The sequence below is a fragment of the Halomonas sp. TA22 genome (genome assembly GCF_013009075.1).
Classification (GTDB): Bacteria; Pseudomonadota; Gammaproteobacteria; order Pseudomonadales; family Halomonadaceae; genus TA22.
In genome coordinates this window covers 886,514-911,671 of the sequence record NZ_CP053108.1, presented here as the reverse complement: position 1 = coordinate 911,671, position 25,158 = coordinate 886,514, and the positions used below count along the sequence as shown (strand labels likewise).

At 60.4% G+C, this 25,158-nt stretch carries 37 protein-coding genes; 1 reads left to right on the top strand and 36 read right to left on the bottom strand.

Annotated features, from left to right (window positions below; genetic code table 11):
• Nucleotides 1-12 precede the first annotated feature (12 nt).
• From HJD22_RS04225 to HJD22_RS04210, 4 genes are all read right to left on the bottom strand, one after another.
• Nucleotides 13-777, bottom strand: coding sequence for a 1-acyl-sn-glycerol-3-phosphate acyltransferase (locus HJD22_RS04225; protein ID WP_208654053.1), 765 nt, complete (start codon nt 775-777; stop codon nt 13-15).
• On the bottom strand, nt 774-1,643 hold the full coding sequence (locus HJD22_RS04220; RefSeq protein WP_208654054.1) for a sugar nucleotide-binding protein: 870 nt from the start codon (nt 1,641-1,643) through the stop codon (nt 774-776). The genes HJD22_RS04225 and HJD22_RS04220 overlap by 4 nt, the downstream gene beginning before the upstream one ends.
• A 69-nt stretch (nt 1,644-1,712) precedes the next feature.
• Nucleotides 1,713-2,309, bottom strand: coding sequence for a single-stranded DNA-binding protein (locus HJD22_RS04215; RefSeq protein ID WP_208654055.1), 597 nt, complete (start codon nt 2,307-2,309; stop codon nt 1,713-1,715).
• Between the two features lie 51 nt (nt 2,310-2,360).
• On the bottom strand, nt 2,361-3,746 hold the full coding sequence (locus HJD22_RS04210; RefSeq protein ID WP_208656735.1) for an MFS transporter: 1,386 nt from the start codon (nt 3,744-3,746) through the stop codon (nt 2,361-2,363).
• A 172-nt stretch (nt 3,747-3,918) separates the two neighbouring features.
• Between HJD22_RS04210 and uvrA the strand changes: the two genes are divergently transcribed.
• The gene (uvrA, locus tag HJD22_RS04205) at nt 3,919-6,771 is read left to right on the top strand and encodes an excinuclease ABC subunit UvrA (RefSeq protein ID WP_208654056.1); all 2,853 of its coding nucleotides are present in this window, start codon (nt 3,919-3,921) and stop codon (nt 6,769-6,771) included.
• A 93-nt stretch (nt 6,772-6,864) separates the two neighbouring features.
• On the opposite strand, the gene rplQ is transcribed toward uvrA, so the two are convergent.
• The 32 genes from rplQ to rpsL all read right to left on the bottom strand — a co-directional run bounded on the left by rplQ (nt 6,865) and on the right by rpsL (nt 25,157).
• Nucleotides 6,865-7,251, bottom strand: a complete 387-nt coding sequence (gene rplQ / locus HJD22_RS04200) for a 50S ribosomal protein L17 (RefSeq protein WP_208654057.1) — start codon at nt 7,249-7,251, stop codon at nt 6,865-6,867.
• Nucleotides 7,252-7,290: 39 nt separating this feature from the next.
• Nucleotides 7,291-8,289 (bottom strand): DNA-directed RNA polymerase subunit alpha, encoded by a 999-nt coding sequence (rpoA, locus tag HJD22_RS04195; protein ID WP_208654058.1) that lies wholly within the window; start codon nt 8,287-8,289, stop codon nt 7,291-7,293.
• A gap of 80 nt (nt 8,290-8,369) precedes the next feature.
• Entirely contained in the window at nt 8,370-8,990 is a 621-nt protein-coding gene (rpsD, locus tag HJD22_RS04190; RefSeq protein WP_208654059.1) for a 30S ribosomal protein S4, read from the bottom strand.
• A 12-nt stretch (nt 8,991-9,002) separates the two neighbouring features.
• A complete protein-coding gene (rpsK, locus tag HJD22_RS04185; protein ID WP_011505752.1) occupies nt 9,003-9,389 on the bottom strand; it encodes a 30S ribosomal protein S11 in 387 nt (128 codons plus the stop codon).
• A 36-nt stretch (nt 9,390-9,425) separates the two neighbouring features.
• Nucleotides 9,426-9,782 (bottom strand): 30S ribosomal protein S13, encoded by a 357-nt coding sequence (rpsM, locus tag HJD22_RS04180; RefSeq protein ID WP_208654060.1) that lies wholly within the window; start codon nt 9,780-9,782, stop codon nt 9,426-9,428.
• Nucleotides 9,783-9,906: 124 nt separating this feature from the next.
• Nucleotides 9,907-10,020 carry a 50S ribosomal protein L36 gene (gene rpmJ / locus HJD22_RS04175; RefSeq protein WP_009099023.1) on the bottom strand — a complete coding sequence of 38 codons (114 nt, stop codon included), beginning with the start codon at nt 10,018-10,020 and terminating at the stop codon, nt 9,907-9,909.
• A gap of 30 nt (nt 10,021-10,050) precedes the next feature.
• A complete protein-coding gene (gene secY, locus HJD22_RS04170) occupies nt 10,051-11,382 on the bottom strand; it encodes a preprotein translocase subunit SecY (protein WP_208654061.1) in 1,332 nt (443 codons plus the stop codon).
• Nucleotides 11,383-11,817 carry a 50S ribosomal protein L15 gene (rplO, locus tag HJD22_RS04165; protein WP_208654062.1) on the bottom strand — a complete coding sequence of 145 codons (435 nt, stop codon included), beginning with the start codon at nt 11,815-11,817 and terminating at the stop codon, nt 11,383-11,385. It abuts the gene before it with no gap.
• A 3-nt stretch (nt 11,818-11,820) separates the two neighbouring features.
• On the bottom strand, nt 11,821-12,003 hold the full coding sequence (rpmD, locus tag HJD22_RS04160; RefSeq protein WP_208654063.1) for a 50S ribosomal protein L30: 183 nt from the start codon (nt 12,001-12,003) through the stop codon (nt 11,821-11,823).
• A 5-nt stretch (nt 12,004-12,008) separates the two neighbouring features.
• Nucleotides 12,009-12,509, bottom strand: coding sequence for a 30S ribosomal protein S5 (gene rpsE, locus HJD22_RS04155; protein WP_089659638.1), 501 nt, complete (start codon nt 12,507-12,509; stop codon nt 12,009-12,011).
• Nucleotides 12,510-12,520: 11 nt separating this feature from the next.
• Nucleotides 12,521-12,871 carry a 50S ribosomal protein L18 gene (gene rplR, locus HJD22_RS04150; RefSeq protein WP_208654064.1) on the bottom strand — a complete coding sequence of 117 codons (351 nt, stop codon included), beginning with the start codon at nt 12,869-12,871 and terminating at the stop codon, nt 12,521-12,523.
• A gap of 9 nt (nt 12,872-12,880) precedes the next feature.
• Nucleotides 12,881-13,411 carry a 50S ribosomal protein L6 gene (gene rplF, locus HJD22_RS04145; protein ID WP_208654065.1) on the bottom strand — a complete coding sequence of 177 codons (531 nt, stop codon included), beginning with the start codon at nt 13,409-13,411 and terminating at the stop codon, nt 12,881-12,883.
• A 9-nt stretch (nt 13,412-13,420) separates the two neighbouring features.
• Nucleotides 13,421-13,813 (bottom strand): 30S ribosomal protein S8, encoded by a 393-nt coding sequence (rpsH, locus tag HJD22_RS04140; RefSeq protein WP_208654066.1) that lies wholly within the window; start codon nt 13,811-13,813, stop codon nt 13,421-13,423.
• Nucleotides 13,814-13,844: 31 nt separating this feature from the next.
• A complete protein-coding gene (gene rpsN / locus HJD22_RS04135; protein WP_208654067.1) occupies nt 13,845-14,150 on the bottom strand; it encodes a 30S ribosomal protein S14 in 306 nt (101 codons plus the stop codon).
• A gap of 10 nt (nt 14,151-14,160) precedes the next feature.
• Complete coding sequence (gene rplE / locus HJD22_RS04130) at nt 14,161-14,700, bottom strand: 50S ribosomal protein L5 (RefSeq protein ID WP_208654068.1); 540 nt, start codon at nt 14,698-14,700, stop codon at nt 14,161-14,163.
• An 18-nt stretch (nt 14,701-14,718) separates the two neighbouring features.
• Nucleotides 14,719-15,036: a 50S ribosomal protein L24 gene (gene rplX, locus HJD22_RS04125; protein ID WP_208654069.1), complete on the bottom strand. Its 318-nt coding sequence runs from the start codon at nt 15,034-15,036 to the stop codon at nt 14,719-14,721.
• Between the two features lie 14 nt (nt 15,037-15,050).
• Nucleotides 15,051-15,422: a 50S ribosomal protein L14 gene (rplN, locus tag HJD22_RS04120; RefSeq protein WP_008959163.1), complete on the bottom strand. Its 372-nt coding sequence runs from the start codon at nt 15,420-15,422 to the stop codon at nt 15,051-15,053.
• Nucleotides 15,423-15,474: 52 nt separating this feature from the next.
• Complete coding sequence (gene rpsQ / locus HJD22_RS04115) at nt 15,475-15,735, bottom strand: 30S ribosomal protein S17 (protein WP_208654070.1); 261 nt, start codon at nt 15,733-15,735, stop codon at nt 15,475-15,477.
• A 1-nt stretch (nt 15,736) separates the two neighbouring features.
• A complete protein-coding gene (gene rpmC, locus HJD22_RS04110; protein WP_208654071.1) occupies nt 15,737-15,928 on the bottom strand; it encodes a 50S ribosomal protein L29 in 192 nt (63 codons plus the stop codon).
• Nucleotides 15,928-16,341, bottom strand: coding sequence for a 50S ribosomal protein L16 (rplP, locus tag HJD22_RS04105; RefSeq protein WP_208654072.1), 414 nt, complete (start codon nt 16,339-16,341; stop codon nt 15,928-15,930). Before rplP ends, rpmC begins: the two co-directional genes overlap by 1 nt.
• 15 nt (nt 16,342-16,356) lie before the next feature.
• Nucleotides 16,357-17,058 carry a 30S ribosomal protein S3 gene (gene rpsC, locus HJD22_RS04100; protein WP_208654073.1) on the bottom strand — a complete coding sequence of 234 codons (702 nt, stop codon included), beginning with the start codon at nt 17,056-17,058 and terminating at the stop codon, nt 16,357-16,359.
• Nucleotides 17,059-17,069: 11 nt separating this feature from the next.
• Nucleotides 17,070-17,402 (bottom strand): 50S ribosomal protein L22, encoded by a 333-nt coding sequence (rplV, locus tag HJD22_RS04095; RefSeq protein WP_018917732.1) that lies wholly within the window; start codon nt 17,400-17,402, stop codon nt 17,070-17,072.
• 18 nt (nt 17,403-17,420) lie between these two features.
• A complete protein-coding gene (gene rpsS / locus HJD22_RS04090; RefSeq protein ID WP_009098993.1) occupies nt 17,421-17,696 on the bottom strand; it encodes a 30S ribosomal protein S19 in 276 nt (91 codons plus the stop codon).
• Nucleotides 17,697-17,718: 22 nt separating this feature from the next.
• Nucleotides 17,719-18,546, bottom strand: coding sequence for a 50S ribosomal protein L2 (gene rplB / locus HJD22_RS04085; RefSeq protein WP_208654074.1), 828 nt, complete (start codon nt 18,544-18,546; stop codon nt 17,719-17,721).
• A gap of 17 nt (nt 18,547-18,563) precedes the next feature.
• Nucleotides 18,564-18,860, bottom strand: coding sequence for a 50S ribosomal protein L23 (rplW, locus tag HJD22_RS04080; RefSeq protein ID WP_208654075.1), 297 nt, complete (start codon nt 18,858-18,860; stop codon nt 18,564-18,566).
• The gene (rplD, locus tag HJD22_RS04075) at nt 18,857-19,465 is read right to left on the bottom strand and encodes a 50S ribosomal protein L4 (protein WP_208654076.1); all 609 of its coding nucleotides are present in this window, start codon (nt 19,463-19,465) and stop codon (nt 18,857-18,859) included. Before rplD ends, rplW begins: the two co-directional genes overlap by 4 nt.
• 14 nt (nt 19,466-19,479) lie before the next feature.
• Nucleotides 19,480-20,118: a 50S ribosomal protein L3 gene (rplC, locus tag HJD22_RS04070; protein WP_208654077.1), complete on the bottom strand. Its 639-nt coding sequence runs from the start codon at nt 20,116-20,118 to the stop codon at nt 19,480-19,482.
• A 151-nt stretch (nt 20,119-20,269) separates the two neighbouring features.
• Nucleotides 20,270-20,581, bottom strand: a complete 312-nt coding sequence (gene rpsJ / locus HJD22_RS04065; RefSeq protein ID WP_016419080.1) for a 30S ribosomal protein S10 — start codon at nt 20,579-20,581, stop codon at nt 20,270-20,272.
• Between the two features lie 165 nt (nt 20,582-20,746).
• Nucleotides 20,747-21,940, bottom strand: a complete 1,194-nt coding sequence (tuf, locus tag HJD22_RS04060; protein ID WP_208654078.1) for an elongation factor Tu — start codon at nt 21,938-21,940, stop codon at nt 20,747-20,749.
• A gap of 29 nt (nt 21,941-21,969) precedes the next feature.
• Nucleotides 21,970-24,090: an elongation factor G gene (fusA, locus tag HJD22_RS04055; RefSeq protein ID WP_208654079.1), complete on the bottom strand. Its 2,121-nt coding sequence runs from the start codon at nt 24,088-24,090 to the stop codon at nt 21,970-21,972.
• Between the two features lie 81 nt (nt 24,091-24,171).
• On the bottom strand, nt 24,172-24,642 hold the full coding sequence (gene rpsG / locus HJD22_RS04050) for a 30S ribosomal protein S7 (RefSeq protein ID WP_208654080.1): 471 nt from the start codon (nt 24,640-24,642) through the stop codon (nt 24,172-24,174).
• 140 nt (nt 24,643-24,782) lie between these two features.
• Nucleotides 24,783-25,157 (bottom strand): 30S ribosomal protein S12, encoded by a 375-nt coding sequence (rpsL, locus tag HJD22_RS04045; protein WP_076749620.1) that lies wholly within the window; start codon nt 25,155-25,157, stop codon nt 24,783-24,785.
• Nucleotide 25,158 lies beyond the last annotated feature (1 nt).

Genomic DNA, 25,158 nt, shown 5'->3' with positions numbered 1-25,158 from the left:
AATGACGAATGGCTACTCAGGCAGCAGCTCGGCCGGCGCCTTGGCCTCTTCTTTGGATGGGCGCGGCACCCCGGAGATCTCCTCGAGTCGCGCCTCGATCCAGGCTTCGGCATCGGCCAGTACTGCCTCAGGAGTTCGACCCGCTGTCTCGATGGGTGGCCCCACGACAACGCTCAAGCGTCCGGGGTTCTTCACCCAGTGGCGGCCAGGCCAGCGCTCGCCGGCATTGTGCGCCACCGGCAGCACCGGCACGCCCGCTCGACAGGCAATCACCGCTCCACTCTTGTTGTAGCGCTTGCGACTGCCTGGCGCGACCCGAGTGCCTTCGGGAAAGATCAGCACCGAAAGGCCCGACTCGAGCCGCTCCTTGCCCTGCGTCAGTACCTGACGCATCGCCCGTGCCGGCCGAGAACGATCCAGCGCGATGGGTTTGAGCAGCCTCAACCCCCAGCCGAACAGCGGAAAGTTGAGCAGCTCGCGCTTGAGTACCGTACAGACCGGCGACTTGAGCAGCTGCAGATAGATCGTCTCCCACTCGCACTGGTGATTGGCCAGGATCACGCAGGGCCCCTCGGGCACGTTCTCCTTGCCTCTGATTTCGTAATGCACACCACAACAGAGCCGGAACCAGACCAGGATGAAGTGGTTGTAGAGATTGAGCAGCCGGTAGCGCTCGCGCAGAGGCAGTAGCGGCGCCAAGGGCAGGAAGAGCACGCCACATATCAGCATGGCCAGGAAGTAGCCGAAATAGAACAGCAAGCTTCTCAAGACGTTCATGCAAGGTCCTCACGGCGCGCCAGGCACCAGGTATCGAGCATGCGTCCCACTTCAAGCCGCCAGGGTTTCTGATGCACTCCGAACACTTCCAGTACGCGCCGACAATTGAGCACACGGCGCAGCGGCTGGTCATGGTGGTGCTTTAGCCCCCGTAGCATGCCCAGTTCGACCTCCTCGCCCATGCCCTCGAGCCGCGTCGCCAGTTGCGTGCGTACCATCGAGGCGAACGTGTAGCCGCTGACCGGTTCAGTACCGGCCAGATGGTACGCCCCCCAGGCGTTGGCACCGCACTGCTGCTGCTGAAGCATGCCCACCAATGCCATGGCCGCGGCATCCGCCGAGGTCGGGCAGAAGATCACATCCTCGGCGGCACGCACCTCGTCGCCGGTCATCAGCGTATCGAGCAGCTCGTTCAACCAGGCGCTGGCCCCCTCGAGCGCGAAGAGCGGTCCTAGGCGCACGATCAAATGCTGCTCCCACTCGTCGCGAATGCGATCGCCGGTACGTATCAGGCGGCGCAGACTCTCGTCCCGCGGAGCGGGAATGACGTGCTCGTCGATGGGTTCGTCCAGTCCATCCTCATACAGCTGGTCGGAGACGCACCACACCAGCGGTACACCAGCGATCTCACAGGCGCTCAGGCACGTCTCCACCGCTTCGGCATGCGCCACTACCGCCGCTGGCTCCGCCTCGATAGGCTGCGCCAGCGGCGGAATCACCAACGCATCGGGGGCGATGTCAGCAAGTTGCGCGGGCGATATCTCAAGGCCGGGCACGATGAACAGGTCCGTATCGCTCCTGCGGCTCGCCTCGCGGGCCAGCGCCAGGCTAAGGCAATGCCCTGCATCAAGAATCAACAGTTTCACGAGCTCTCCTTGCCATCGCGACTTCGAAGACGCCGGTGCCAGGGTAGGTATCAACCGAAAAAAAAGGCCTCAGAACGGGATCTCATCGTCGAAATCATCGAAACTGCCGGGCGCCGGTGCCCCATAATTGCCCTGCTGCCCCCCCTGGGCTGGCGGCTGCTGGGCTGGCGGCTGAGAGGGCCGCTGTGGCGGACGCTGCTGGCCTCCCTGCGGTTGCCCGTACTGTCCACCGCCTTGCTGAGGCGCGCCTCCATACTGCCCCTGGGGAGCGCCACCACCCTGAGGCGCACCGTACTGCCCCTGCTGGTAGTCGCCTCCCCCTTGCCCACTGCGCGAATCGAGCATCTGCATATCGTTGGCGACGATCTCGGTGCTGTAGCGATCCTGCCCATCCTGGCCCTGCCACTTGCGCGTCTGCAGGCGCCCCTCGATGTAGATACGCGATCCCTTCTTGACGTACTGCTGGGCGATTTCCGCCAGCTTGTTGAACAGCACCACGGTGTGCCACTCGGTGCGCTCCTGGCGCTGGCCACTCTGCTTGTCCGTCCAGCTGTCGGTGGTGGCAATGCGCAGATTGGCCACCGGATTACCGGAGGGCAGAAAGCGCATCTCCGGGTCCTGACCCAGGTTGCCGATCAAGATGACCTTGTTGACTCCACGTGCCATGTCTCGCTCCTCGATTGTCGGGTACCATCACGGCGCCCCGCGATTGTCGGGTTAATGTTCTCGTTTGACGCCGGCCGCCCGTGCCAGCGCGTCACTGTCCAGCCGTCGCCGATCGACCTTCAGATAGGCGAGTCGCTCCTCGGGCACCACTAGTACGTCCTCCACCCCTGCCACCTCGGCGAAGCGCTCCATCAGGGTCTCCAGCGCATCGCCATGAGCCTGGTCATCGAGCTCGATCACTTCACTGCTCAGGTAGCGGGGTGGCTGCATCCCCCAGACTACCGCCAGCCATGCCAGCCCCACCAGCGCACAGCCATAGAAAACCGCATCGTACCCCCACTGCTGCGCCAGGCCACCGCCCAGCACGCCACCAAGAAAAGCCCCCAGGAACTGGCTGGTCGAATAGACGCCCATTGCCGTTCCCTTGGCCCCGACCGGCGCCATCTTGCTGAGCAGCGAGGGTAGCGTCGCCTCGAGCAGATTGAATGCCGTGAAGAAGCCCAGCAGCGGCAACAGCAGCAACCACAGCGAGACCGACAGCATGCCCAGCAGCAGCACGCTCAACGCCAGCACCGCCACTGCCCCCAGGAAGACCGCCTTCATGCACTGCTTCTTCTCGGCCAGAATGATCAGCGGCACCATGCCGATGAACGCAAGCCCCATGACGCTCAGGTAGATCAAGCCATGCTGCTGCTGGGAGATTCCCACCTCGATCAGCCGGAACGGCACGGCAATGAAGATGGCCATCAACACCAGGTGCAACGCGAATATCGAAAAATCCAGCCGCAGCAGGTCGACACGTCCGAGCGTCGCCTTGAGCTGTGCCCGATCGAGCAGCACATCGCGATGGCGCCGCCGCTTGGGAGCCTGCGGCACCAGTCGCCAGAGGACCAGCAGCCCCATCACGGCAAGCCCGGCGGTGAACCAGAACACGCTGGATAACCCGAACGCACTGGCAAGCCATGGGCCCAACACCATCGCCACGGCGAAGGCCACCCCGATCGACAGGCCGATGGTGGCCATGGCAGCGGTCCGCACCTGCTCGCGGGTTTGGTCGGCCAGTAGCGCCATGATTGCCGCCGCCACCGCGCCACTGCCCTGCAAGCAACGCCCGATGATGATGCCCGTGATCGTCTCGGCCTGGGCGGCCACCACGCTGCCCAGCAGGAACAGCAGCAGGCCGGCGGCAATGACCTTCTTGCGTCCGATCCGGTCCGAAAGCAGCCCGAAGGGGATCTGCAGGATCGCCTGGGTCAGACCGTAACCGCCCAGCGCCACGCCGATCAGCAGCGGCGTGGCACCGGCCAGCTCATCGGCGTAGAGCGCCAGTACCGGCAATACCATGAACAGCCCCAGCATGCGCGAGGCATACAGGCTGGCAAGGCCGATGATGGCACGACGTTCGGTAGCAAGTAGCAGACGTGAAAGCATGCGCACAGAAAAGGTGAACTCATGTAGTGGGCGAGCCACGCCCGGTAACGAACACGACATTCTACCCACTCGACGCCATGCAGGGAATGAGCGGGCTGGAAGAGAAAAGCATCCTTACTTTGCTGCCCCTTCCAGCGAAGCCGTATAATTGAGCTTTTGCGCACTGCACGAGGTGGGAATGGACAGGATTCTGGTCAGGGGTGCCCGCACCCACAACCTCAAGCAAATCGATGTGGATCTGCCGCGTGACAAGCTGATAGTGGTGACCGGGCTCTCGGGCTCGGGAAAATCGTCGCTGGCGTTCGATACGCTCTATGCCGAGGGACAGCGGCGCTACGTGGAATCGCTCTCCACCTATGCCCGGCAGTTCCTGTCGATGATGGAGAAGCCCGACGTCGATCATATCGAAGGCCTCTCGCCGGCGATCTCCATCGAGCAGAAATCCACCTCGCACAACCCGCGCTCCACGGTCGGCACCATCACCGAGATCTACGACTATCTGCGCCTGCTGTTCGCCCGCGCCGGCACGCCACGCTGCCCCCAGCACGGCGAGGATCTCGAGGCCCAGACCATCTCGCAGATGGTCGATCAGGTGATCGCCCTGCCCGAGGGTAGCAAGCTGATGCTGCTCGCCCCAGTGATCAGCGGCCGCAAGGGGGAGCACCTGCAGCTGATCTCGGAGCTTCGTGCCCAGGGCTTCGTGCGCGCCATGATCGATGGCCAGATTCTCGAGCTCGACGACATCGCCCCGCTGGACAAGAACAAGAAGCATGACATCAGCGTGGTGGTGGATCGCATCAAGGTTCGCGATGGTCTGCAGCAGCGCCTCGCCGAGTCCTTCGAGACCGCGCTGGGGCTTGCCGACGGCATCGCCATCGTTCACTTCATGGACGGTGATGCCGAGGACATCACCTTCTCGGCCCGTTTCGCCTGCCCGGTATGCGGCTACTCCATCGCCGAGCTCGAGCCGCGGATGTTCTCCTTCAACAACCCCGCCGGTGCCTGTCCGACCTGCGACGGCCTCGGTGTGCAGCAGTTCTTCGATCCCGACAAGCTGATCAGCCATCCCGGCCTGTCGCTTGCCGAGGGAGTCATCAAGGGATGGGACCGGCGCAGCGTCTACTACTTCAACCAGCTCCAGGCGGTCGCCACCCATTACCGTTTCAAGCTCGAGACGCCCTGGCAGGAGCTGGCACGCCATGAGCGCGACATCGTGCTCAACGGCAGCGGCCATGACGACATTGCCTTCCAGTACGTCAACGATCGCGGCCGCAAGGTGACCCGTGCTCACCCCTTCGAGGGGGTGCTGCCCAACATGCAGCGCCGTTACCGCGAGACCGAGTCGAACATGGTACGCGACGATCTCGCCAAGTACCTGGCGGTGCAGCCCTGCCCCACGTGCCAGGGGTCGCGGCTGCGCAAGGAGTCGCGGCATGTCTATATCGACGAACGTACCCTGCCGGAGATCGTCCATCTGCCGATCGGCGAGGCGTGGAGCTACTTCAAGGCCCTCGCGCTGCCCGGCCGCAAGGGCGAGATCGCCCTCAAGATCGTCAACGAGATCCATGCCCGCCTGGAATTCCTGGTCAATGTGGGGCTCGACTACCTCAACCTGGAGCGCAGCGCCGAGACGCTCTCCGGGGGCGAGGCTCAGCGCATTCGCCTGGCCAGCCAGATCGGCGCCGGCCTGGTGGGTGTCATGTACATCCTCGACGAACCCTCCATCGGCCTGCATCAGCGCGACAACGACCGGCTGCTCAAGACCCTCGTTCACCTGCGTGACCTGGGCAACACGGTGATCGTCGTCGAGCATGACGAGGATGCCATTCTTGCCGCCGATCACGTGCTCGACATCGGTCCGGGCGCCGGCGTGCACGGTGGCGAGGTGGTCGCCCAGGGCACCCCTCAGCAGATCATGGACAACCCCGCCTCGCTCACCGGGCAGTATCTCTCCGGCACGCGGCGCATCGAGGTTCCGCCCTATCGTATCCCCGGCAATCCCGAGAAGGTGCTGCGCCTGACCGGCGCCACCGGCAACAACCTGCGCAACGTCACGCTGACGCTGCCCCTCGGCCTGCTGATCTGCATTACCGGCGTTTCCGGCTCCGGCAAGTCGACGCTGATCAACGGCACCCTGATGCCAATCGCCGCCCGCGAGCTCAACAAGGCGACCACGCTCACGCCGGCGCCCTACGACAATATCCAGGGTCTCGATCAGCTCGACAAAGTGATCGATATCGACCAGAGTCCGATCGGCAGGACGCCGCGCTCCAACCCGGCCACCTACACCGGCATCTTCACGCCGATCCGCGAGCTCTTCGCCGGCACTCAGGAGGCGCGCTCCCGGGGCTACAAGCCCGGTCGCTTTAGCTTCAACGTCAAGGGGGGACGCTGCGAGGCGTGCCAGGGCGAGGGGATGATCAAGGTCGAGATGCACTTCCTGCCTGACATCTACGTACCCTGCGACGTCTGCAAGGGTAAACGCTACAACCGCGAGACTCTGGATATCCACTATAAAGGCAAGAGCATCCATGAAGTGCTGGAGATGACCGTGGAGGAGGCCCTGGAGTACTTCAGCCCGGTGCCCGCCATCGCCCGTCGCCTGCAGACACTGATGGATGTCGGACTCTCCTACATTCGCCTGGGTCAGAGCGCCACCACCCTCTCCGGCGGCGAGGCGCAGCGCGTCAAGCTGGCCCGGGAGCTGGCCAAGCGCGATACCGGCAAGACCCTTTATATCCTCGACGAACCCACCACCGGGTTGCATTTCGAGGATATTCGTCAGCTGCTCACCGTCCTTCACCGCTTGCGCGACCACGGCAACACCATCGTGGTGATCGAGCATAACCTCGACGTGATCAAGACAGCCGATTGGCTGGTCGATCTCGGTCCCGAGGGTGGCTCAGGGGGTGGACGCATCATCGCCGAGGGCACCCCCGAGCAGGTGGCGAAGATGGAGGCCTCTCATACCGGCCATTTCCTGGCACCGCTGCTGCAGCGTCAGGCCAAGCGGGAGACCAAGAAGGGCTGATGCCCCGTACCCGTAGAAGCACAGTGACGGACATAAAAAACCGGCTCCCTAGGGAGCCGGTTTGTTTCCGTGTCGAAAAGCCTGTGGCCGGGATCACTCCTCGGCGGCGGCTTCCTCGACGACCGGACGATCGACCAGTTCGACGAAGGCCATGGGAGCGTTGTCGCCGGTGCGGAAACCGCACTTGAGAATACGGACGTAACCGCCCGGACGCTCGACGTAACGCGGACCCAGCTCATTGAAGAGCTTGCCAACCGTCTCCTTGGAGCGGGTACGGTTGAAGGCCAGACGGCGATTGGCGACACTATCCTGCTTGGCCAAGGTAATCAGCGGCTCGACGTGACGACGCAGCTCCTTGGCCTTGGGCAGGGTTGTCTTGATCACTTCATGCTCGACCAGCGAGATGCACATGTTCTTGAACATGGCTTCGCGGTGCGAGCTGGTGCGATTCAGATGACGACCACTCTTACGATGACGCATGGTTGCAATTCCTTACCAAACTGGGACTCGAGTCGACACTCACGCGGAGGCCTTGTCGTCCTTCAGGCTAGAGGGCGGCCAGTTTTCCAGCCGCATGCCCAGGGACAGGCCGCGCGCAGCCAACACGTCCTTGATTTCATTCAGGGACTTCTTGCCGAGATTCGGCGTCTTCAACAGCTCGACTTCAGTGCGCTGGATCAGATCGCCAATGTAGTAGATGTTCTCGGCCTTCAGGCAGTTGGCACTGCGAACGGTCAACTCGAGATCGTCTACGGGACGCAGCAGGATGGGATCGATGTGATCCTCTTCCACCTCCGTCTCCTGCTCCTTCTCGGCTTCCAGATCGACGAACGCACCCAGCTGCTCCTGCAGGATGGTCGCGCTACGACGGATCGCCTCTTCCGGATCCAGGGTACCGTCGGTTTCCAGGTCGATGACCAGCTTGTCGAGGTCGGTGCGCTGCTCGACACGCGCAGCCTCCACGGCATAGGAAACACGACGTACGGGGCTGAAGGTTGCATCCAGCTGCAGTCGGCCGATGGCTCGGGACTCGTCGTCCGCGCCATCGCGGGCATCCGCCGGCTCGTAACCACGGCCGCGGGCAACCTTGAGCTGCATCTTGAGCTCAGCACCTTCATTGACGTGGGCAATGATGTGCTCGGGATTGACGATCTCGACATCATGGTCGAGCGCGATGTCACCCGCAGTCACGACGGCAGGGCCCTGCTTGTTCAGCGAGAGAACCGCTTCGTCGCGACTGTGCATCTTGATCGCCACGTCCTTGAGGTTCAGGAGGATTTCGATGACATCCTCCTGCACCCCTTCGATCGCACTGTACTCATGATCCACGCCGGAGATCTCGACCTCGACCACGGCACAGCCGGGCATCGAGGACAACAGGATACGACGCAGAGCATTCCCCAGGGTGTGACCAAACCCGCGCTCGAACGGCTCGAGCACGATCTTCGCGTGGTGCGCGCTGATCTCTTCGACCTTGATATCGCGAGGACGGAGAAACTCTGTCACTGAACGCTGCATATGAACACCTTTCAGGCTGCCAAACGGATACTCGGTACTCTTATCGGGCCCGCCAAGCGGGCCCGACATCACCTGGATGATTACTTAGAGTACAGCTCGACGATCAGGTTTTCGTTGATGTCGGCAGACAAGTCGCCACGTTCAGGCAGAGCCTTGAAAGTGCCTTCCATCTTCTTGGCGTCGACTTCGATCCAGGCGACGTCACCACGGTTGGCGGCAATCGACAGCGCGGATTGAATACGAGACTGGTTCTTGGCCTTCTCGCGAATAGCCACCACGTCACCGGGCTTGACCATGTAGGACGCCACGTTGACGGTGCGGCCATTCACGGAGATCGCTTTGTGGCTGACCAGCTGACGCGCTTCGGAGCGAGTCGAGCCAAAGCCCATGCGATAGACGACGTTGTCCAGTCGGGATTCGAGAAGCTGCAGCAACGACTCGCCAGTCGCGCCCTTCAGGCGGGCCGCTTCCTTGTAGTAGTTGCGGAACTGCTTCTCGAGTACGCCATACATGCGACGTACTTTTTGCTTCTCGCGAAGCTGCAAGCCGTAGTCTGAAAGACGCTGACGGCGCTGGCCGTGTACACCCGGGATCTGCTCGGATTTACACTTTTTCTCGAAGGGGGTGACACCGCTCTTCAGGAAGAGGTCGGTACCCTCACGACGAGACAGTTTGCACTTCGGTCCAATATAACGAGCCATGAATCTGTCTCCTTAAACGCGGCGTTTCTTCGGCGGACGGCAGCCGTTGTGGGGAACGGGCGTCGCGTCGGTGATGCTCTGCACGCGGAAACCGGCGGCATTGAGTGCACGCACGGCGGATTCACGGCCGGGACCGGGGCCCTTGACCAGCACGTCGACGTTTTTCACACCATACTCGGCTGCAGCAGTCGCTGCACGTTCGCTTGCTACTTGAGCAGCGAACGGGGTGCTCTTGCGAGAACCACGAAAACCCGAACCACCGGCAGTTGCCCAAGAGAGAGCATTGCCCTGGCGGTCTGTGATCGTCACGATCGTATTGTTAAAAGAGGCGTGGATGTGAGCGACCGCATCCACTACCTGCTTTTTAACCTTTTTACGGTTACTACGCGGGTTAGCCATGTTGATGTCTATTCCTGTCTTAACGCCACATGCGTGTTATTTGCGAATCGGCTTACGCGGGCCCTTACGGGTACGCGCGTTGGTCTTGGTACGCTGACCACGCAGCGGAAGACCACGACGATGACGCAGACCACGATAGCAACCCAAGTCCATGAGACGCTTGATATTGAGCGTCACATCACGACGAAGGTCACCTTCAACGGTGTACTTGCCAACTTCTGCACGCAGGCTGTCCAGCTCTTCAGTGGACAGCGCCTGAATACGGGTAGTCGGTGCAATACCGGCCGCGGCACATACCGCTTGCGCGCGAGTGCGGCCAATCCCGAAGATATAGGTCAGCGAGATCGCCGCATGCTTGTTGTCCGGGATATTGACGCCTGCAATACGGGCCATCAGCTTACTCCGAAATTTGAGCGGCTTGCTCGATTATTCATCTACAAAAGGCGCAACAGCATACCCCTTTCCCTACGAGAGGGCAAGAGGCATGCCGGCACCCGGTTCAGTTGCAGATCGGGGCTCAGCCCTGACGCTGCTTGTGCCGTGGCTCGATGCAGATGACGCGGACAGCGCCATTGCGTCGAATGATCTTGCAGTTACGGCACATTTTCTTTACGGAAGCTCGAACTTTCATCGTTCTCTCCAAATCGCAGCGGCACGCGTCTTAGCGCATGATGCCGCCACTACCGTAGCCTTTCAGGTTGGACTTCTTCATCACCGATTCGTACTGGTTCGACATGAGATGCGATTGCACCTGAGCCATGAAGTCCATGATGACCACGACCACGATCAGAAGCGAGGTACCGCCGAAGAAGAACGGCACGTTCCAGGCTACGATCAGGAACTGGGGCATCAGAGAAACCGCGGTGATGTACAAGGCACCGAACAAGGTCAAACGGGTCATGACCTTATCGATATAGCGAGCGGTCTGCTCGCCAGGCCGAATGCCCGGCAGGAACGCCCCCGACTTCTTGAGGTTGTCGGCAACATCCTTGGGGTTGAAGACCAGCGCTGTGTAAAAGAAGCAGAAGAATATCACCGCCGCGCCGAAAAGCAAGATGTACAGCGGCTGACCGGGCCCGAGAGCCTGAGAAGCACGCTGCAGCCACTCCATGCCCTCGCCGGCACCGACCCACTGGCCGAGCGACGCGGGAAACAGCAGGATACTGGACGCGAAGATGGCCGGGATGACACCCGCCATGTTGACCTTCAGTGGCAGATAGCTGCTCTGGCCGGCATACATCTTGTTGCCTACCTGACGACGCGGATAGTTCACCGTGATGCGGCGTTGGCCACGCTCGATGAACACCACGAACGCCACGGTGGCGATACCCAGTACGGAGAGTGCCAGCAGCGGCAATACGTTCCAGGCGCCTTCGTTGCGTGCCAGCTCGAACGCTTGGCCCACGGCACCCGGCAGGCCCGCCACGATACCGGCGAAGATCAGCAGCGAAATGCCGTTGCCAATGCCCTTCTCGGTGATCTGCTCACCCAGCCACATCATGAACACCGCACCGGACACGAATGTGACCACAGCGGTGAAATAGAAGCTGAAGTCAGCTGTGTAGGCGATCCCCTGACCCGCCAGACCGACGGACATACCGACCGCCTGCACAAAGGCCAGAACGACCGTGCCGTACCTCGTGTACTGGCTGATCTTGCGACGCCCGGCCTCGCCCTCCTTCTTCAACTGCTCGAGGTGGGGCGAAACCGCGGTCAGCAGTTGCATGATGATCGACGCGGAGATATAGGGCATGATGCCCAGCGCGAAGATGCTCATGCGCTCCAGGGCGCCACCCGAGAACATGTTGAACAGTCCCAGGATGGTACCCTGCTGCTCCCTGAACAAGGCAGCAAGCTGGTCAGGATTGATACCGGGCACGGGAATGTGGGCACCGATGCGATACACCACGATGGCGAGGAGCACGAAGCGCAGACGCGCCCAGAGTTCACCCAGTCCGCTGCCCATCGCCGGCATGTTTCCTGACTTAGCCATTTAGTCCTCTACCTTGCCGCCGGCGGCTTCGATCGCAGCACGGGCACCCTTGGTGACCTTGATGCCGCGGACGGTAACCGCCTTGTTCAGTTCGCCGGAGAGCATCACTTTCGCATGCAGCGTGGCGTCCTTGAGCACGTTGGCCTTCTTCAGGGTCTCCAGGGTGACTTCGTCTCCCTCGACCTTGGCAAGCTCAGCCAAACGCACTTCTTCAGACACCAGCGACTTCATGGAGGTGAAGCCAAACTTCGGCAGACGACGCTGCAACGGCATCTGACCGCCCTCGAAACCGGGCTTCACGGTGCCGCCGCTGCGCGACTTCTGGCCTTTGTGGCCACGGCCGCCGGTCTTGCCCAGACCGGAGCCCATGCCACGACCGACGCGCTTCTCAGCGTGCTTGGAGCCCGGTGCCGGGCTCAGGCTATTGAGTTTCATGGATTACTCTCCCTCGACACGTACAAGGTAGTTAACCTTGTTGACCATACCGCGAACGGCAGGGGTGTCTTCCAGTTCGACCGAATGACCGATGCGGCGCAGGCCCAGGCCTTTCATCGTAGCCTTGTGCTTGGGCAGGATGCCGATGGTGCTGCGGGTCTGGGTAACCTTGATCGTTGCTGCCATGGTGTCTACCCCGTGATCGCTTCGACAGACAGACCGCGCTTGGCGGCGATGTCGTCCGGAGACTGCATGGAGGCGAGACCATTGATGGTCGCGCGCACCACATTCACCGGGTTGGTGGAACCGTAGCACTTGGCCAGTACGTCATGGACGCCTGCCAGTTCGAGCACGGAGCGCATGGCACCACCAGCAATGATCCCGGTACCTTCGGAGGCCGGCTGCATGTACACCTTGGAGGCGCCGTGACGGGCCTTTACCGGATACTGCAGCGTGTGGCCGCTGAGGCTGACCTTGATCATGTTGCGGCGCGCCTGGTCCATGGCCTTCTGGATCGCGACCGGCACTTCACGCGCCTTGCCACGACCGAAGCCGACCCGGCCATTGCCATCGCCAACGACGGTCAGCGCGGTGAAACCGAAGATACGGCCACCCTTGACCACCTTGGCGACACGGTTGACCTGCACAAGCTTCTCTTGCAGATCGCCGTTGTTCTGTTCGTTCTTCGCCATCGTAAAACCCTTTAGAATTCCAGGCCGCCTTCACGAGCGGCGTCGGCCAGGGCCTTGACACGACCGTGGTACTTGAAACCGGCACGATCGAAGGCAACCTGAGTGATGCCTGCTTGCTTGGCGCGTTCGGCAATCAGCGCGCCGACCTTGGAGGCGGCGTCGGAGTTACCGGTCGCACCCTCGCGCAGGTCCTTGTCCAGCGTGGAAGCGCTGGCCAGCACCTTGCCACCATCCGGCGAGATAATCTGCGCGTAGATGTGACGCGGGGTACGGTTGACGCACAGGCGATACACGCCCAGCTCGCGAATCTTGGCGCGAGCGCGGCGGGCACGACGGAGACGAGATTCTTTCTTCGCGTTCATAACCCTGCCTTACTTCTTCTTGGCTTCTTTGCGGCGGACCTGCTCGTCGCCGTACCGGATACCCTTGCCCTTGTAGGGCTCGGGCGGACGGAAGGCGCGGATTTCCGCGGCGACCTGGCCGAGGGCCTGCTTGTCCGCGCTCTTCAGCACGATCTGGGTGTTCTTGGGCGTTTCCGCCACAACACCTTCAGGCAGGGTGTACTCGACCGGGTGGGAGAAGCCCAGTGTCAGGTTGAGCGTCTTGCCATTTGCCTGGGCACGATAGCCGACGCCATTGATCTCGAGGGACTTGGTGAAGCCCTCGCTCACACCGGTAACCATGTTCTGTACCAGTGCACGGGTAGTGCCGGCCATTGCCCAGCTCTTGGCAGACTCGCTCGGAGCGAAGGTCAACGTACCCTCCTCCTGGCCGATCACCACGTCTGAATGCACAGTCATGGTGAGCGAACCCTGGCCGCCCTTGACAGTCAGCTGGTTGCCGTCGAGTTTGACATCGACGCCGCTGGGCAATTTAACCGGATATTTGGCTATGCGGGACATTCCAAACTCCTAGAATACGGTGCAGATGACTTCGCCACCGACACCAGCATGACGAGCCGCACGATCGGTCATCACGCCCTTGGAGGTGGAAACGATCGCGACACCCATACCATCGGCGACTTTCGGCAGCGCGTCCTTGCCCTTGTAAGAGCGAAGGGACGGCTTGGAAACCCGCTGGATGTGTTCGATAACCGCCTTGCCCTCGAAGTACTTGAGGGTCACGGTCAGTTCGGGCTTGGTGCCTTCAGCGACGGCGAAGTCGTTGATGTAGCCCTCTTCCTTCAGTACGCGGGCCACTTCGACCTTCAACTTCGAAGACGGCATGGTGACCGTCTCCTTGGTGGCCATCTGCGCATTGCGGATACGAGTGATCATATCCGCCAGCGTGTCTTGCATGCTCATTACGTTGCGCTCCTGATAATTCTACGTGGCGTTACCAGCTGGACTTCTTCAGTCCAGGGACATCGCCTCGCATGGCGGCTTCGCGCAGCATGTTGCGGGCCAGGCCGAACTTGTTGTAGTAGCCGTGCGGACGACCGGTGATGCGGCAGCGGTTACGCTGACGCACCGGACTTGAGTCGCGCGGCAACTGCTGCAACTTAAGCTGCGCGTCGAAGCGCTCTTCATCGGAAGCGTTAACGTCATCGATGATCGCCTTCAGCGAAGCACGCTTTGCAGCGTACTTTGCCACCAGCTTTGTGCGCTTGAGTTCGCGCTCTATCATGCTCTTCTTTGCCATGATCCCACCCTTATTTCTTGAACGGGAAGTTCAGCGCGCTCAGCAGCGCACGTCCTTCTTCATCGGTGTTGGCAGTGGTGGTGATAGTGACATCAAGACCACGAATCCGGTCGATCTTATCATATTCGATCTCCGGGAAGATGATCTGCTCACGCACCCCCATGGAATAGTTGCCACGACCGTCGAAGGACTTCGGGTTAAGGCCCCGAAAGTCACGAACGCGGGGGATCGCGATGTTCACCAGGCGGTCCAGGAACTCCCACATACGCGCACTGCGCAGCGTGACCTTGATCCCGATGGGCCAGCCTTCACGCACCTTGAAGCCCGCGATGGACTTGCGTGCCTTGGTGACCAGCGGCTTCTGACCGGAGAGCTTCTCCAGGTCACCGATGGCATTCTCGATCAGCTTTTTATCGCTGGTCGCTTCGCCGATACCCATGTTCAGGGTCACCTTGGTGATCCGGGGTACCTGCATCACGTTGGCGTAGCTGAACTGCTCTTTGAGTTGAGCCACCACCTCGTTCTGATAACGTTCTTTCAAGTTCGCCATTTTGCCATCCGACTCGCGTTAGGCGTCGATCTGCGTCTGCGTCGACTTGTAGATACGGACCTTGGTACCGTCTTCCTTCACCTGGATGCCGACGCGATCCGCCTTACCGGTCTCCTGATTGAAGATGGCTACGTTGGACGCGTGAATCGGAGCCTCGCGCTCGACGATACCGCCTTGATTACCCGCCATGGGATTGGGCTTGGTGTGACGCTTGATCATGTTCACACCGGACACCACGTAGCGACCGTCCTTGAGGACGCGCTTGATGGTGCCACGCTTGCCCTTATCCTTGCCGGCGATGACGATGACTTCATCGTCACGTTTGATCTTTTGCATATCCGCCTCGCTCCTTACAGCACTTCAGGCGCCAAGGAAATGATCTTCATGAACTTTTCATTACGAAGTTCACGAGTGACCGGCCCAAAAATACGGGTACCGATCGGCTGCTCGTTGGTGTTATTCAACAAAACGGCCGCATTTCCATCGAAGCGGATCAGCGAACCGTCGGGACGACGGACGCCACTACGGGTACGGACGACCACTGCCTTGAGGACCTGGCCCTTCTTGACCTTGCCTCGCGGAATGGCTTCCTTGACCGTGACCTTGATGATGTCACCCACGCGAGCGTATCGACGGTGTGAACCGCCAAGCACCTTGATGCACTGCACCCGGCGCGCTCCGCTGTTGTCGGCGACATCCAGCATTGTCTGAGTCTGAATCATCGGTTTTCTCCAAACCTAATCTGACTGCACTGGTTTCTAAGCCGTGGGCCGATCAGCCCTTGGCCTGCTCGACCACCTCGACCAGGCTCCAGGCTTTTTTCTTGGACAGCGGACGCGATTCCTGAATGGAAACGGTATCGCCGGCCTTAGCCTGGTTCGCCTCGTCATGGGCGTGCAGCTTGGTGGAGCGCTTCATGTATTTGCCGTAGATCGGATGCCGCTCGCGGCGTTCGATCATCACGACGATGGACTTGTCCATCTTGTCGCTCACCACCTTGCCAGTGAGCGTACGGGTTTTCTTCTCTTCGGCCATTTCAGTCACCTGCCTTCTCGTTGAGCACAGTCTTCACCCGGGCAATGTCCCGACGGACCTGCTTGAGCAGATGAGTCTGGCTCAATTGGCCGGTGGCCTTCTGCATGCGCAGGTTGAACTGCTCGCGGAGGAGTTCAAAGAGCTGCTCGCGCAGATCTTCTACTGTCTTTTCACGAATTTCCTGGGCTTTCATCACATCACCGTCCGCTTGACAAAGGTGGTGGAGATCGGAAACTTCTGGGAGGCTAGGCCGAACGCTTCGCGGGCCAGCTCCTCGGAGACGCCTTCAATCTCGAACAGGATACGACCGGGCTGAATCTGTGCGACCCAATACTCGACCGGACCCTTCCCCTTACCCATACGGACTTCCAGGGGCTTCTTGGTGATCGGCTTGTCCGGAAACACACGAATCCAGATCTTGCCGCCACGCTTGACGTGGCGAGTGATGGCACGACGACCAGCTTCGATCTGACGTGCGGTAACACGACCACGACCGGTAGCTTTCAGTGCATACTCACCGAAACTCACCTTGCTTCCGCGATGCGCCAGGCCACGGTTGCGGCCTTTCATCATCTTGCGGAACTTCATACGCTTAGGTTGTAACATCGAATCGCTCTCCCCTTACCTGGAACCTTTCTTCTTGGAGGGCGCGGCCTGAGGCTGTTGCTTAGCCTTGGCGCGGACCTCTTCGATGCCCCCGAGGATTTCACCCTTGAAGATCCACACCTTGACGCCGATGACGCCATAAGTGGTGTGAGCTTCGTAGGTGGCGTAGTCGATGTCCGCGCGCAGCGTATGAAGCGGCACACGGCCTTCGCGATACCACTCGGTACGGGCGATTTCCGCCCCACCCAGACGACCTGCGAGCATCACCTTGATACCGCCGGCGCCAAGACGCATGGCATTCTGCACGGAGCGCTTCATGGCGCGGCGGAACATCACGCGACGCTCGAGCTGACCGGCGATGTTCTGCGCGACGAGCTTGGCGTCGAGCTCCGGCTTGCGGACCTCTTCGATGTTCACATGCACCGGCACGCCCATCATCTGGGTGATGTCGCGACGCAGCTTGTCGACGTCCTCACCCTTCTTGCCAATCACGATGCCCGGACGAGCAGTGTGAATGGTAATGCGTGCATTGTTCGCTGGACGCTCGATGTGGATGCGACTCACGGACGCATTCTTCAGACGCTCCTCGAGGAAGCGACGCACTTCGAGATCGTTGTTCAGCTTGTCGGCATAAGCACCGCGCTCGGCGTACCACACCGAGGTGTGATCCTTGACGATACCTAGCCGAATACCTGTCGGATTTACTTTCTGACCCATCTGGTCGACTCCTACTTCTCGGCTACCTTGACGGTGATGTGGCAGGTGCGCTTCAAGATACGGTCCGCGCGGCCTTTGGCGCGCGGCTTGATACGCTTGAGCGTCATGCCCTCATCGACGCAGATGGTCGAGACACGCAGCTCGTCGATGTCCATGCCGTTATTTTCTTCCGCATTCGCGATGGCGGACTGAAGCACCTTCTTGACCAGCTTGGCAGCCTTCTTCGGGGAGAAGGTCAGCAGGTCAATCGCTTCGGCGACCGGTTTACCGCGCACCTGGTCAGCCACCAAACGGGCCTTCTGGGCGGATAAACGAGCGCCACGCAGCTTAGCTGTGACTTCCATCTCTCAATCCTCTCTGGCTTACCGTTTGGCTTTCTTGTCCGCCGCATGCCCGCGATAGGTGCGGGTGGCAGCGAATTCGCCCAGCTTGTGGCCAACCATTTCCTCGGAGACGTGCACCGGGACGTGTTGGCGACCGTTATGGACTGCAATGGTGAGGCCCACCATGTTCGGCAGGATCATGGAACGACGCGACCAGGTCTTGATCGGTTTGCGGTCGTTCTTTTCCACTGCAGCCTCAACCTTCTTCAACAGATGAAGGTCGATAAAGGGACCTTTCTTCAGTGAACGTGGCACAGCCGTTACCCCTTAATGTGTGTTACTTGGCCTTGCGGCGACGAACGATCAGCTTGTCGGTGCGCTTGTTCTTGCGGGTCTTGTGGCCCTTCGTGGGGACGCCCCACGGAGTCACCGGGTGACGACCACCACTAGTGCGGCCTTCACCGCCACCGTGTGGGTGATCCACCGGGTTCATGGCCACGCCGCGAACAGTCGGACGCACACCTCTCCAGCGCTTCGCACCGGCCTTGCCAAGTTGACGCAGGCTGTGCTCGGAGTTGCTCACTTCACCCAGGGTCGCACGGCACTCGGCCAGGACCTTGCGCATCTCGCCGGAGCGCAGACGCAGAGAGGCGTAGTTGCCTTCGCGTGCGACCAACTGAGCACTGGTGCCGGCGCTGCGAGCGATCTGAGCACCCTTGCCGGGCTTCAGCTCGATACAGTGCACGGTGGAGCCCACCGGGATATTACGCAGCGGCAGGGTGTTGCCCCGCTTGATCGCCGCATTGACACCGGACTCGAGCGTATCGCCAGCACTCACGCCCTTGGGCGCAATGATGTAGCGACGCTCGCCATCCAGATACTTGAGCAGTGCGATATGCGCGCTGCGGTTCGGGTCGTATTCGATGCGCTCGACGACGGCGGGAACGCCATCCTTGGTGCGCTTGAAATCGACCAGACGATAGTGCTGACGGTGACCACCGCCCACGTGGCGGGTGGTGATACGGCCGTTGTTGTTACGCCCACCGGACTTGGACTTCTTCTCAAGCAGCGCGGCGTGCGGCCGGCCCTTGTAGATCTCGTCGTTGACGATCTTGACGACGTGACGACGACCGGCGGATGTGGGTTTGGTCTTTACTACTGCCATGATCCGTACTCCTGCCCTTATTCGGCGCCAGAGAAGTCTTCGAGCGTCTCGCCCGCAGCCAGGGTCACATACGCCTTGCGGCTACCCTTACGCTGGCCGATGCCGTGTGCGGTACGCTTGGTCTTGCCCTTGGTGTTCAGGACCTGAACGCGATCGACCTTCTTGCCGAAGAGTGCCTGAACGGCCTTCTTGATTTCCGGCTTGGTCGCATCATCGGCCACCTTGAACACGTACTGGTTGCGTTCGGCGGCGAAAGCGGCCTTCTCGGTCATGTGCGGACCAAGCAGAACCTTGAATAAACGTTCCTGGTTCATGCCAGCTTCTCCTCGAATTTGCGCAGAGCAGAGACGGTGACCAACACCTTGTCGAAGGCGACCAGGCTGACCGGGTCGGCAGCAGCGACGTCCACGACATCCACGTTGGGAATGTTGCGAGCGGCAAGGTAGAGCTTCTCGTCGACTTCTTCAGTGACGATCAGCACCTTCTCAAGATTGAGCTCCTTGAGCTTGGCGACCAGCTCCTTGGTACGCGGCGCCTCGACGGTGATCTCGTCGATCGCCACCAGACGCTCCTGACGCACCAACTCGGAGAGAATCGAACGCATCGCCGCACGGTACATCTTGCGGTTGACCTTCTGGGTGTAGTCCTGGGGGCGTGCCGCAAAGGTCACGCCGCCGCTACGCCACAGCGGTGAGCGAATGGTGCCGGCACGCGCGCGACCGGTGCCCTTCTGACGCCACGGCTTCTTGCCACCGCCACGCACGTCGGAACGGGTCTTCTGGGCGCGGGTACCCTGACGACCACCAGCCAGATAGGCGGTGACGACTTGGTGCACCAGCGCTTCGTTGAATTCTTTGCCAAAGGTTGCATCGGAAACTTCAACAGTTCCGGCGCTTGCACCTGCAAGATTCAGATTCATCGGTTCCAACCCCCTCAGCGAGCTTTGACGGCAGAGCGCACGACGACATCGCTACCCGGCGCACCAGGGACAGCACCCTTGATGAGCAGCAGATTGCGCTCAGTGTCGACGCGGACGACTTCCAGGCTCTGCACGGTGCAGCGAACGTTGCCCATCTGACCTGCCATCTTCTTGCCTTTGAAGACGCGGCCCGGCGTTTGACACATGCCGATGGAGCCCGGCGCACGATGCGACAGGGAGTTACCGTGAGTCATGTCCTGGGTGCGAAAGTTCCAGCGCTTGACGGCGCCCTGGAAACCCTTGCCCTTGGAGGTACCAGTCACATCGATCAGCTGACCAGTTTCAAAGAGGGATACGGTGAGCTCGCCACCCACTTCAGGAGCATCAACGCCTTCTTCAAGACGAAACTCCATCAGTGAACGACCGGCCTCGACACCTGCCTTGGCGTATTGTCCTGCCTGCGCCTTGGTCAGATGCTTGGCCTTGCGGGAGCCGGTTGTCACCTGAACCGCGCTGTAACCGTCACCTTCGACAGTCTTGACGCGAGTCACGCGGTTGGGCTCAACCTCGATAACGGTTACAGGCACGGATGCGCCATCTTCGGTGAAGATACGGGTCATGCCCGCCTTCTTACCGACCAAACCGATAGTCATGTTCAGTCTCCTAGTAGTGTACGGGGCTATCACCCGCTATGGCTGCCCTTTCCAGAGCATTCCACTAGCACATTGTGTGACGCCATCCCGGCGTGGCGGCTGCTGCGTGGCACGATTGCCAGGCGCTGGGCCGCAAGTGTCTAGTGTGGTATCAGTCGAGTTTGATCTGCACGTCAACGCCAGCGGCGAGGTCGAGCTTCATCAGTGCATCAACGGTCTTTTCGGTGGGTTCGACGATGTCGAGCACACGCTTGTGAGTGCGAATCTCATACTGATCGCGCGCGTCCTTGTTGACGTGCGGAGAGATCAGGATGGTATAGCGCTCACGATTGGTCGGCAGCGGAATCGGCCCACGAACCTGAGCACCGGTACGCTTGGCGGTTTCAACGATCTCCGCAGCGGACTGGTCGATCAGGCGGTGGTCAAAAGCCTTCAACCGAATGCGAATCTTCTGGTTCTGCATTAGCCCTAAACTCCAATGGATGTCGACGGCGCGAGCCGCCTACCCACGCATTCAAAGGATGCGCATTATAGGCATGCAATCCACACGAGTCAAACATCGTATAGAAACATGCGCAGAAAGGGGGCTCCCGCAGGAGCCCCCTTCGATCACCAATCAGCCAAAGGCTTACTGGATAATCTTGGCGACGACGCCGGCGCCGACGGTACGACCGCCTTCGCGGATAGCGAAGCGCAGGCCGTCTTCCATGGCGATCGGGGCGATCAGGGTGACGACCATCTTGACGTTGTCGCCCGGCATGACCATCTCGATGCCTTCCGGCAGTTCACAGGTACCGGTCACGTCGGTGGTACGGAAGTAGAACTGCGGACGGTAGCCCTTGAAGAACGGCGTGTGACGACCCCCCTCTTCCTTGGACAGCACATAGACTTCGGCTTCGAAGACAGTGTGCGGATTGATGGTGCCTGGCTTGGCCAGAACCTGGCCACGCTCGACGTCATCACGCTTGGTGCCGCGCAGCAGGGCGCCAACGTTCTCGCCGGCACGACCTTCGTCGAGCAGCTTGCGGAACATCTCGACACCGGTAACGGTAGTCTTGGTGGTGTCGCGGATACCAACGATTTCCACTTCCTCACCAGACTTGACGATACCACGCTCGATACGACCGGTCACCACGGTGCCGCGGCCGGAAATCGAGAAGACGTCTTCGATCGGCATCAGGAACGGCTGGTCGATGGCGCGCTCAGGCTCGGGGATGTAGTCATCCAGGGCCTTGATCAGGTTGGTAACGGCGGTGGTACCCATGCCGTTGTCATCCTTGCCTTCGAGTGCCATCAGTGCAGAACCGATGATGATCGGCGTGTCGTCACCCGGGAAGTCATACTCGGACAGAAGTTCGCGAACCTCCATCTCTACCAGCTCGAGCAGCTCTTCGTCATCGACCATGTCAGCCTTGTTCAGGAACACGACGATGTAAGGAACGCCAACCTGGCGAGACAGCAGGATGTGCTCGCGAGTCTGCGGCATCGGGCCGTCGGCAGCGGAACAGACCAGGATGGCACCGTCCATCTGAGCGGCACCGGTGATCATGTTCTTGACGTAGTCGGCGTGTCCCGGGCAGTCGACGTGAGCGTAGTGACGCTCTTCGGACTGATACTCCACGTGTGCAGTCGCGATGGTGATACCGCGCTCACGCTCTTCCGGAGCATTGTCGATAGTGTCGAACTGGCGCCATTCGCCACCGAATACTTCGGCGGAAACGCGAGTCAGGGCCGCAGTCAGCGTGGTCTTGCCGTGGTCGACGTGACCGATGGTGCCGACGTTGACGTGCGGTTTGGAACGTTCAAATTTTTCCTTAGCCACTGCTATAACCTCTTTACGTTAGCTAACGGTTATCCGTTCTGGTTGATGACGGCTTCAACGACGCTGGAGGGCGCCTCGTCGTACTTAGCAAACTCCATGGAGTAGCTTGCGCGGCCTTGGGACTGAGAACGCAGGTCGGTTGCATAACCAAACATCTCGCCCAACGGCACCATTGCGCGGATGATCTTGCCCGAAGACGAGTCATCCATGCCCTGCACCAGACCGCGACGACGGTTCAGGTCACCCATGACGTCACCCATGAACTCCTCGGGGGTCACGACTTCGACCTTCATCATCGGCTCCAGCAGCACGGCCTTGGCCTTTCTGGCCCCTTCCTTGACCGCCATCGAAGAGGCGATCTTGAACGCGGTCTCGTTGGAGTCCACATCATGGTAGGAACCATCGTACAGCGTGACCTTGACGTCGATCATCGGGTAACCCGCGATGACACCGTTCTGCAGCTGCTCATAGGCCCCTTTCTCGACGGCGGGCACGTATTCCTTGGGAACCACACCACCGACGATTTCGGACACGAACTTGAAGTGCATCTCTTCGTCGTCGCCCTTGTCCGCCTCGGTCAGCGGCTCGATACGCAGCCAGACATGACCGAACTGGCCACGACCACCCGACTGACGCACGAACTTGCCTTCCTGCTCGACCTTGCCACGAATGGTCTCGCGATAGGCGACCTGCGGCTTACCAATGTTGGCCTCGACCTTGAACTCGCGACGCATGCGGTCGACGATGATATCGAGGTGCAACTCACCCATACCAGAGATGATGGTCTGACCCGTTTCCTCGTCAGTCTTGACGCGGAATGAGGGATCTTCCTGGGCCAGCTTGCCCAGCGCCACACCCATCTTCTCCTGGTCGGCTTTCGATTTCGGCTCAACCGCCACCGAGATAACCGGATCCGGAAACTCCATGCGCTCGAGAACGATCTTGTCATTCAGGTCACACAGGGTATCGCCTGTGGTGACATCCTTCAGGCCGATACAGGCCGCGATGTCGCCCGCCAGCACTTCCTTGATCTCTTCACGCGAGTTGGCGTGCATCTGAACGATACGACCGATGCGCTCCTTCTTCTCCTTGACGGAGTTGTAGACGCTGTCACCGGACTTCAACACCCCCGAGTAGACGCGAATGAAGGTCAGCGTACCCACGAACGGGTCGGTAGCGATCTTGAACGCCAGTGCCGCGAACGGTGCATCGTCATCCGCTTCGCGGGTGGCGATGGTGCCGTCCTTGTCATCCAGCTCACCCTCGATGGCCTTGACCTCGGTGGGTGACGGCATGTATTCGATGACAGCATCCAGCACCGCCTGCACGCCCTTGTTCTTGAACGCGGAGCCACAGGCGACCAGAACGATCTCGTTGGCCAGGGTGCGCGCGCGCAGGCCAGCCTTGATCTCTTCCTTGGAAAGCTCGCCGCCCTCGAGATACTTGTCCATCAGCTCTTCGGAGCCTTCGGCAGCAGCCTCGATCATCTCATCGCGGAACTTCTCGGCGGTCTCCTGCAGCTCAGCAGGAATGTCAACCAGCTCATAGCTCATGCCCTGGTCGGCTTCGTTCCACAAGATCGCCTTCATCTCGAGCAGATCGACGACGCCCTTGAATTCATCTTCGGCGCCCCAGTTGATCTGGATCGGCACCGCATTAGCGCCCAGACGCTGCTTGAGCTGCTCGACGACCATGAAGAAGTCGGCACCGGCACGGTCCATCTTGTTGACGAACACCATGCGCGGCACTTCGTACTTATTGGCCTGACGCCATACGGTCTCGGTCTGCGGCTGCACGCCGGAGGAGCCACACAGCACGACCACGGCACCGTCGAGCACACGTAGGGAGCGCTCGACTTCGATGGTGAAGTCGACGTGCCCCGGGGTGTCGATGATGTTGATGCGGTGCTCATCGAACTGCTGATTCATGCCCTTCCAGAAAGTGGTAACAGCAGCGGAGGTGATAGTGATACCACGCTCCTGCTCCTGTTCCATCCAGTCTGTGGTGGCAGCACCCTCATGAACTTCACCCAGCTTGTGAGACAGGCCGGTATAGAACAGCACGCGCTCGGTAGTGGTGGTCTTACCGGCGTCGACGTGGGCACAAATACCAATGTTGCGGTAACGCTTGAGCGGAGTCTTGCGTGCCACGATGGAATTCCCCATTGCTTGGAGGAACCGCCCAGCCGGGCGGAGCCTCGTGTATGGAAGTCGGCGTTGGAAATGCCGTCTTTAGAAACGGTAGTGCGAGAATGCCTTGTTGGCCTCAGCCATACGGTGCACGTCTTCACGCTTCTTGACAGCCGCGCCTTTGCCTTCGGCGGCATCGAGCATTTCACCGGCCAGACGCAGCACCATGGTCTTCTCGCCACGATTACGCGCCGCATCGACCAACCAACGCATGGCCAGCGCTTGGCGACGCGAGGGACGAACTTCCACGGGCACTTGGTAAGTGGCACCACCGACACGGCGTGACTTGACCTCGACCATCGGCTGGATGGTCTCGAGCGCCTTATCGAAGATGTCCAGCGGCTCTTCTTTGCTACGCTCGGCAACCTTGTCCAGCGCACCATAGACGATCTTTTCAGCGACAGACTTCTTGCCACTGAACATCAGATGGTTCATGAACTTCGCCAGGCGCTCACTTCCGAACTTGGGATCCGGCAGGATTTCGCGCTTCGCGGCAACTCTTCTTCTAGGCATGATAAGCCCTCAGGTAAAGGGTCCTTCAGGTAAACTCAAGACTCCCGACTGTTGTCATGGTGACGCAGCGGCGCTCGACCTTACTCTTATCTGACCGTTGAAATTCTAGATGTCACATTCAGCCAACAGGCAATCGCCTATCAGGCCTTCGGACGCTTGGTGCCGTACTTGGAACGACCCTGCTTACGATTCTGCACGCCCGAGGTATCTAGCGCCCCGCGCACGGTGTGATAACGCACACCCGGCAAGTCCTTGACGCGGCCGCCGCGAATCAGAACAACGGAGTGCTCCTGCAGGTTGTGACCTTCACCGCCGATATACGAGGAGACCTCGAAACCGTTGGTCAGGCGCACACGGCATACCTTACGCAGGGCCGAGTTCGGCTTCTTCGGGGTGGTGGTGTAGACGCGGGTGCAAACGCCGCGCTTTTGCGGGCAGGCCTGCAGCGCCGGCACGTCGCTCTTGGCGACGGGACGCTTGCGCGGCTTGCGCACGAGCTGATTGATAGTTGCCATG

What these genes read in the sequence shown, in the direction of transcription:
- HJD22_RS04225 (WP_208654053.1), bottom strand. Translation starts at nt 777, where the DNA reads ATGAACGTCTTGAGAAGCTTGCTGTTCTATTTCGGCTACTTCCTGGCC.
- HJD22_RS04215 (WP_208654055.1), bottom strand. Translation starts at nt 2,309, where the DNA reads ATGGCACGTGGAGTCAACAAGGTCATCTTGATCGGCAACCTGGGTCAG.
- uvrA (WP_208654056.1), top strand. Translation starts at nt 3,919, where the DNA reads ATGGACAGGATTCTGGTCAGGGGTGCCCGCACCCACAACCTCAAGCAA.
- rplQ (WP_208654057.1), bottom strand. Translation starts at nt 7,251, where the DNA reads ATGCGTCATCGTAAGAGTGGTCGTCATCTGAATCGCACCAGCTCGCAC.
- rpoA (WP_208654058.1), bottom strand. Translation starts at nt 8,289, where the DNA reads ATGCAGCGTTCAGTGACAGAGTTTCTCCGTCCTCGCGATATCAAGGTC.
- rpsD (WP_208654059.1), bottom strand. Translation starts at nt 8,990, where the DNA reads ATGGCTCGTTATATTGGACCGAAGTGCAAACTGTCTCGTCGTGAGGGT.
- rpsK (WP_011505752.1), bottom strand. Translation starts at nt 9,389, where the DNA reads ATGGCTAACCCGCGTAGTAACCGTAAAAAGGTTAAAAAGCAGGTAGTG.
- rpsM (WP_208654060.1), bottom strand. Translation starts at nt 9,782, where the DNA reads ATGGCCCGTATTGCAGGCGTCAATATCCCGGACAACAAGCATGCGGCG.
- rpmJ (WP_009099023.1), bottom strand. Translation starts at nt 10,020, where the DNA reads ATGAAAGTTCGAGCTTCCGTAAAGAAAATGTGCCGTAACTGCAAGATC.
- secY (WP_208654061.1), bottom strand. Translation starts at nt 11,382, where the DNA reads ATGGCTAAGTCAGGAAACATGCCGGCGATGGGCAGCGGACTGGGTGAA.
- rplO (WP_208654062.1), bottom strand. Translation starts at nt 11,817, where the DNA reads ATGAAACTCAATAGCCTGAGCCCGGCACCGGGCTCCAAGCACGCTGAG.
- rpmD (WP_208654063.1), bottom strand. Translation starts at nt 12,003, where the DNA reads ATGGCAGCAACGATCAAGGTTACCCAGACCCGCAGCACCATCGGCATC.
- rpsE (WP_089659638.1), bottom strand. Translation starts at nt 12,509, where the DNA reads ATGGCGAAGAACGAACAGAACAACGGCGATCTGCAAGAGAAGCTTGTG.
- rplR (WP_208654064.1), bottom strand. Translation starts at nt 12,871, where the DNA reads ATGAACGCGAAGAAAGAATCTCGTCTCCGTCGTGCCCGCCGCGCTCGC.
- rplF (WP_208654065.1), bottom strand. Translation starts at nt 13,411, where the DNA reads ATGTCCCGCATAGCCAAATATCCGGTTAAATTGCCCAGCGGCGTCGAT.
- rpsH (WP_208654066.1), bottom strand. Translation starts at nt 13,813, where the DNA reads ATGAGCATGCAAGACACGCTGGCGGATATGATCACTCGTATCCGCAAT.
- rpsN (WP_208654067.1), bottom strand. Translation starts at nt 14,150, where the DNA reads ATGGCAAAGAAGAGCATGATAGAGCGCGAACTCAAGCGCACAAAGCTG.
- rplE (WP_208654068.1), bottom strand. Translation starts at nt 14,700, where the DNA reads ATGGCGAACTTGAAAGAACGTTATCAGAACGAGGTGGTGGCTCAACTC.
- rplX (WP_208654069.1), bottom strand. Translation starts at nt 15,036, where the DNA reads ATGCAAAAGATCAAACGTGACGATGAAGTCATCGTCATCGCCGGCAAG.
- rplN (WP_008959163.1), bottom strand. Translation starts at nt 15,422, where the DNA reads ATGATTCAGACTCAGACAATGCTGGATGTCGCCGACAACAGCGGAGCG.
- rpsQ (WP_208654070.1), bottom strand. Translation starts at nt 15,735, where the DNA reads ATGGCCGAAGAGAAGAAAACCCGTACGCTCACTGGCAAGGTGGTGAGC.
- rpmC (WP_208654071.1), bottom strand. Translation starts at nt 15,928, where the DNA reads ATGAAAGCCCAGGAAATTCGTGAAAAGACAGTAGAAGATCTGCGCGAG.
- rplP (WP_208654072.1), bottom strand. Translation starts at nt 16,341, where the DNA reads ATGTTACAACCTAAGCGTATGAAGTTCCGCAAGATGATGAAAGGCCGC.
- rpsC (WP_208654073.1), bottom strand. Translation starts at nt 17,058, where the DNA reads ATGGGTCAGAAAGTAAATCCGACAGGTATTCGGCTAGGTATCGTCAAG.
- rplV (WP_018917732.1), bottom strand. Translation starts at nt 17,402, where the DNA reads ATGGAAGTCACAGCTAAGCTGCGTGGCGCTCGTTTATCCGCCCAGAAG.
- rplB (WP_208654074.1), bottom strand. Translation starts at nt 18,546, where the DNA reads ATGGCAGTAGTAAAGACCAAACCCACATCCGCCGGTCGTCGTCACGTC.
- rplW (WP_208654075.1), bottom strand. Translation starts at nt 18,860, where the DNA reads ATGAACCAGGAACGTTTATTCAAGGTTCTGCTTGGTCCGCACATGACC.
- rplD (WP_208654076.1), bottom strand. Translation starts at nt 19,465, where the DNA reads ATGAATCTGAATCTTGCAGGTGCAAGCGCCGGAACTGTTGAAGTTTCC.
- rplC (WP_208654077.1), bottom strand. Translation starts at nt 20,118, where the DNA reads ATGACTATCGGTTTGGTCGGTAAGAAGGCGGGCATGACCCGTATCTTC.
- rpsJ (WP_016419080.1), bottom strand. Translation starts at nt 20,581, where the DNA reads ATGCAGAACCAGAAGATTCGCATTCGGTTGAAGGCTTTTGACCACCGC.
- rpsG (WP_208654080.1), bottom strand. Translation starts at nt 24,642, where the DNA reads ATGCCTAGAAGAAGAGTTGCCGCGAAGCGCGAAATCCTGCCGGATCCC.
- rpsL (WP_076749620.1), bottom strand. Translation starts at nt 25,157, where the DNA reads ATGGCAACTATCAATCAGCTCGTGCGCAAGCCGCGCAAGCGTCCCGTC.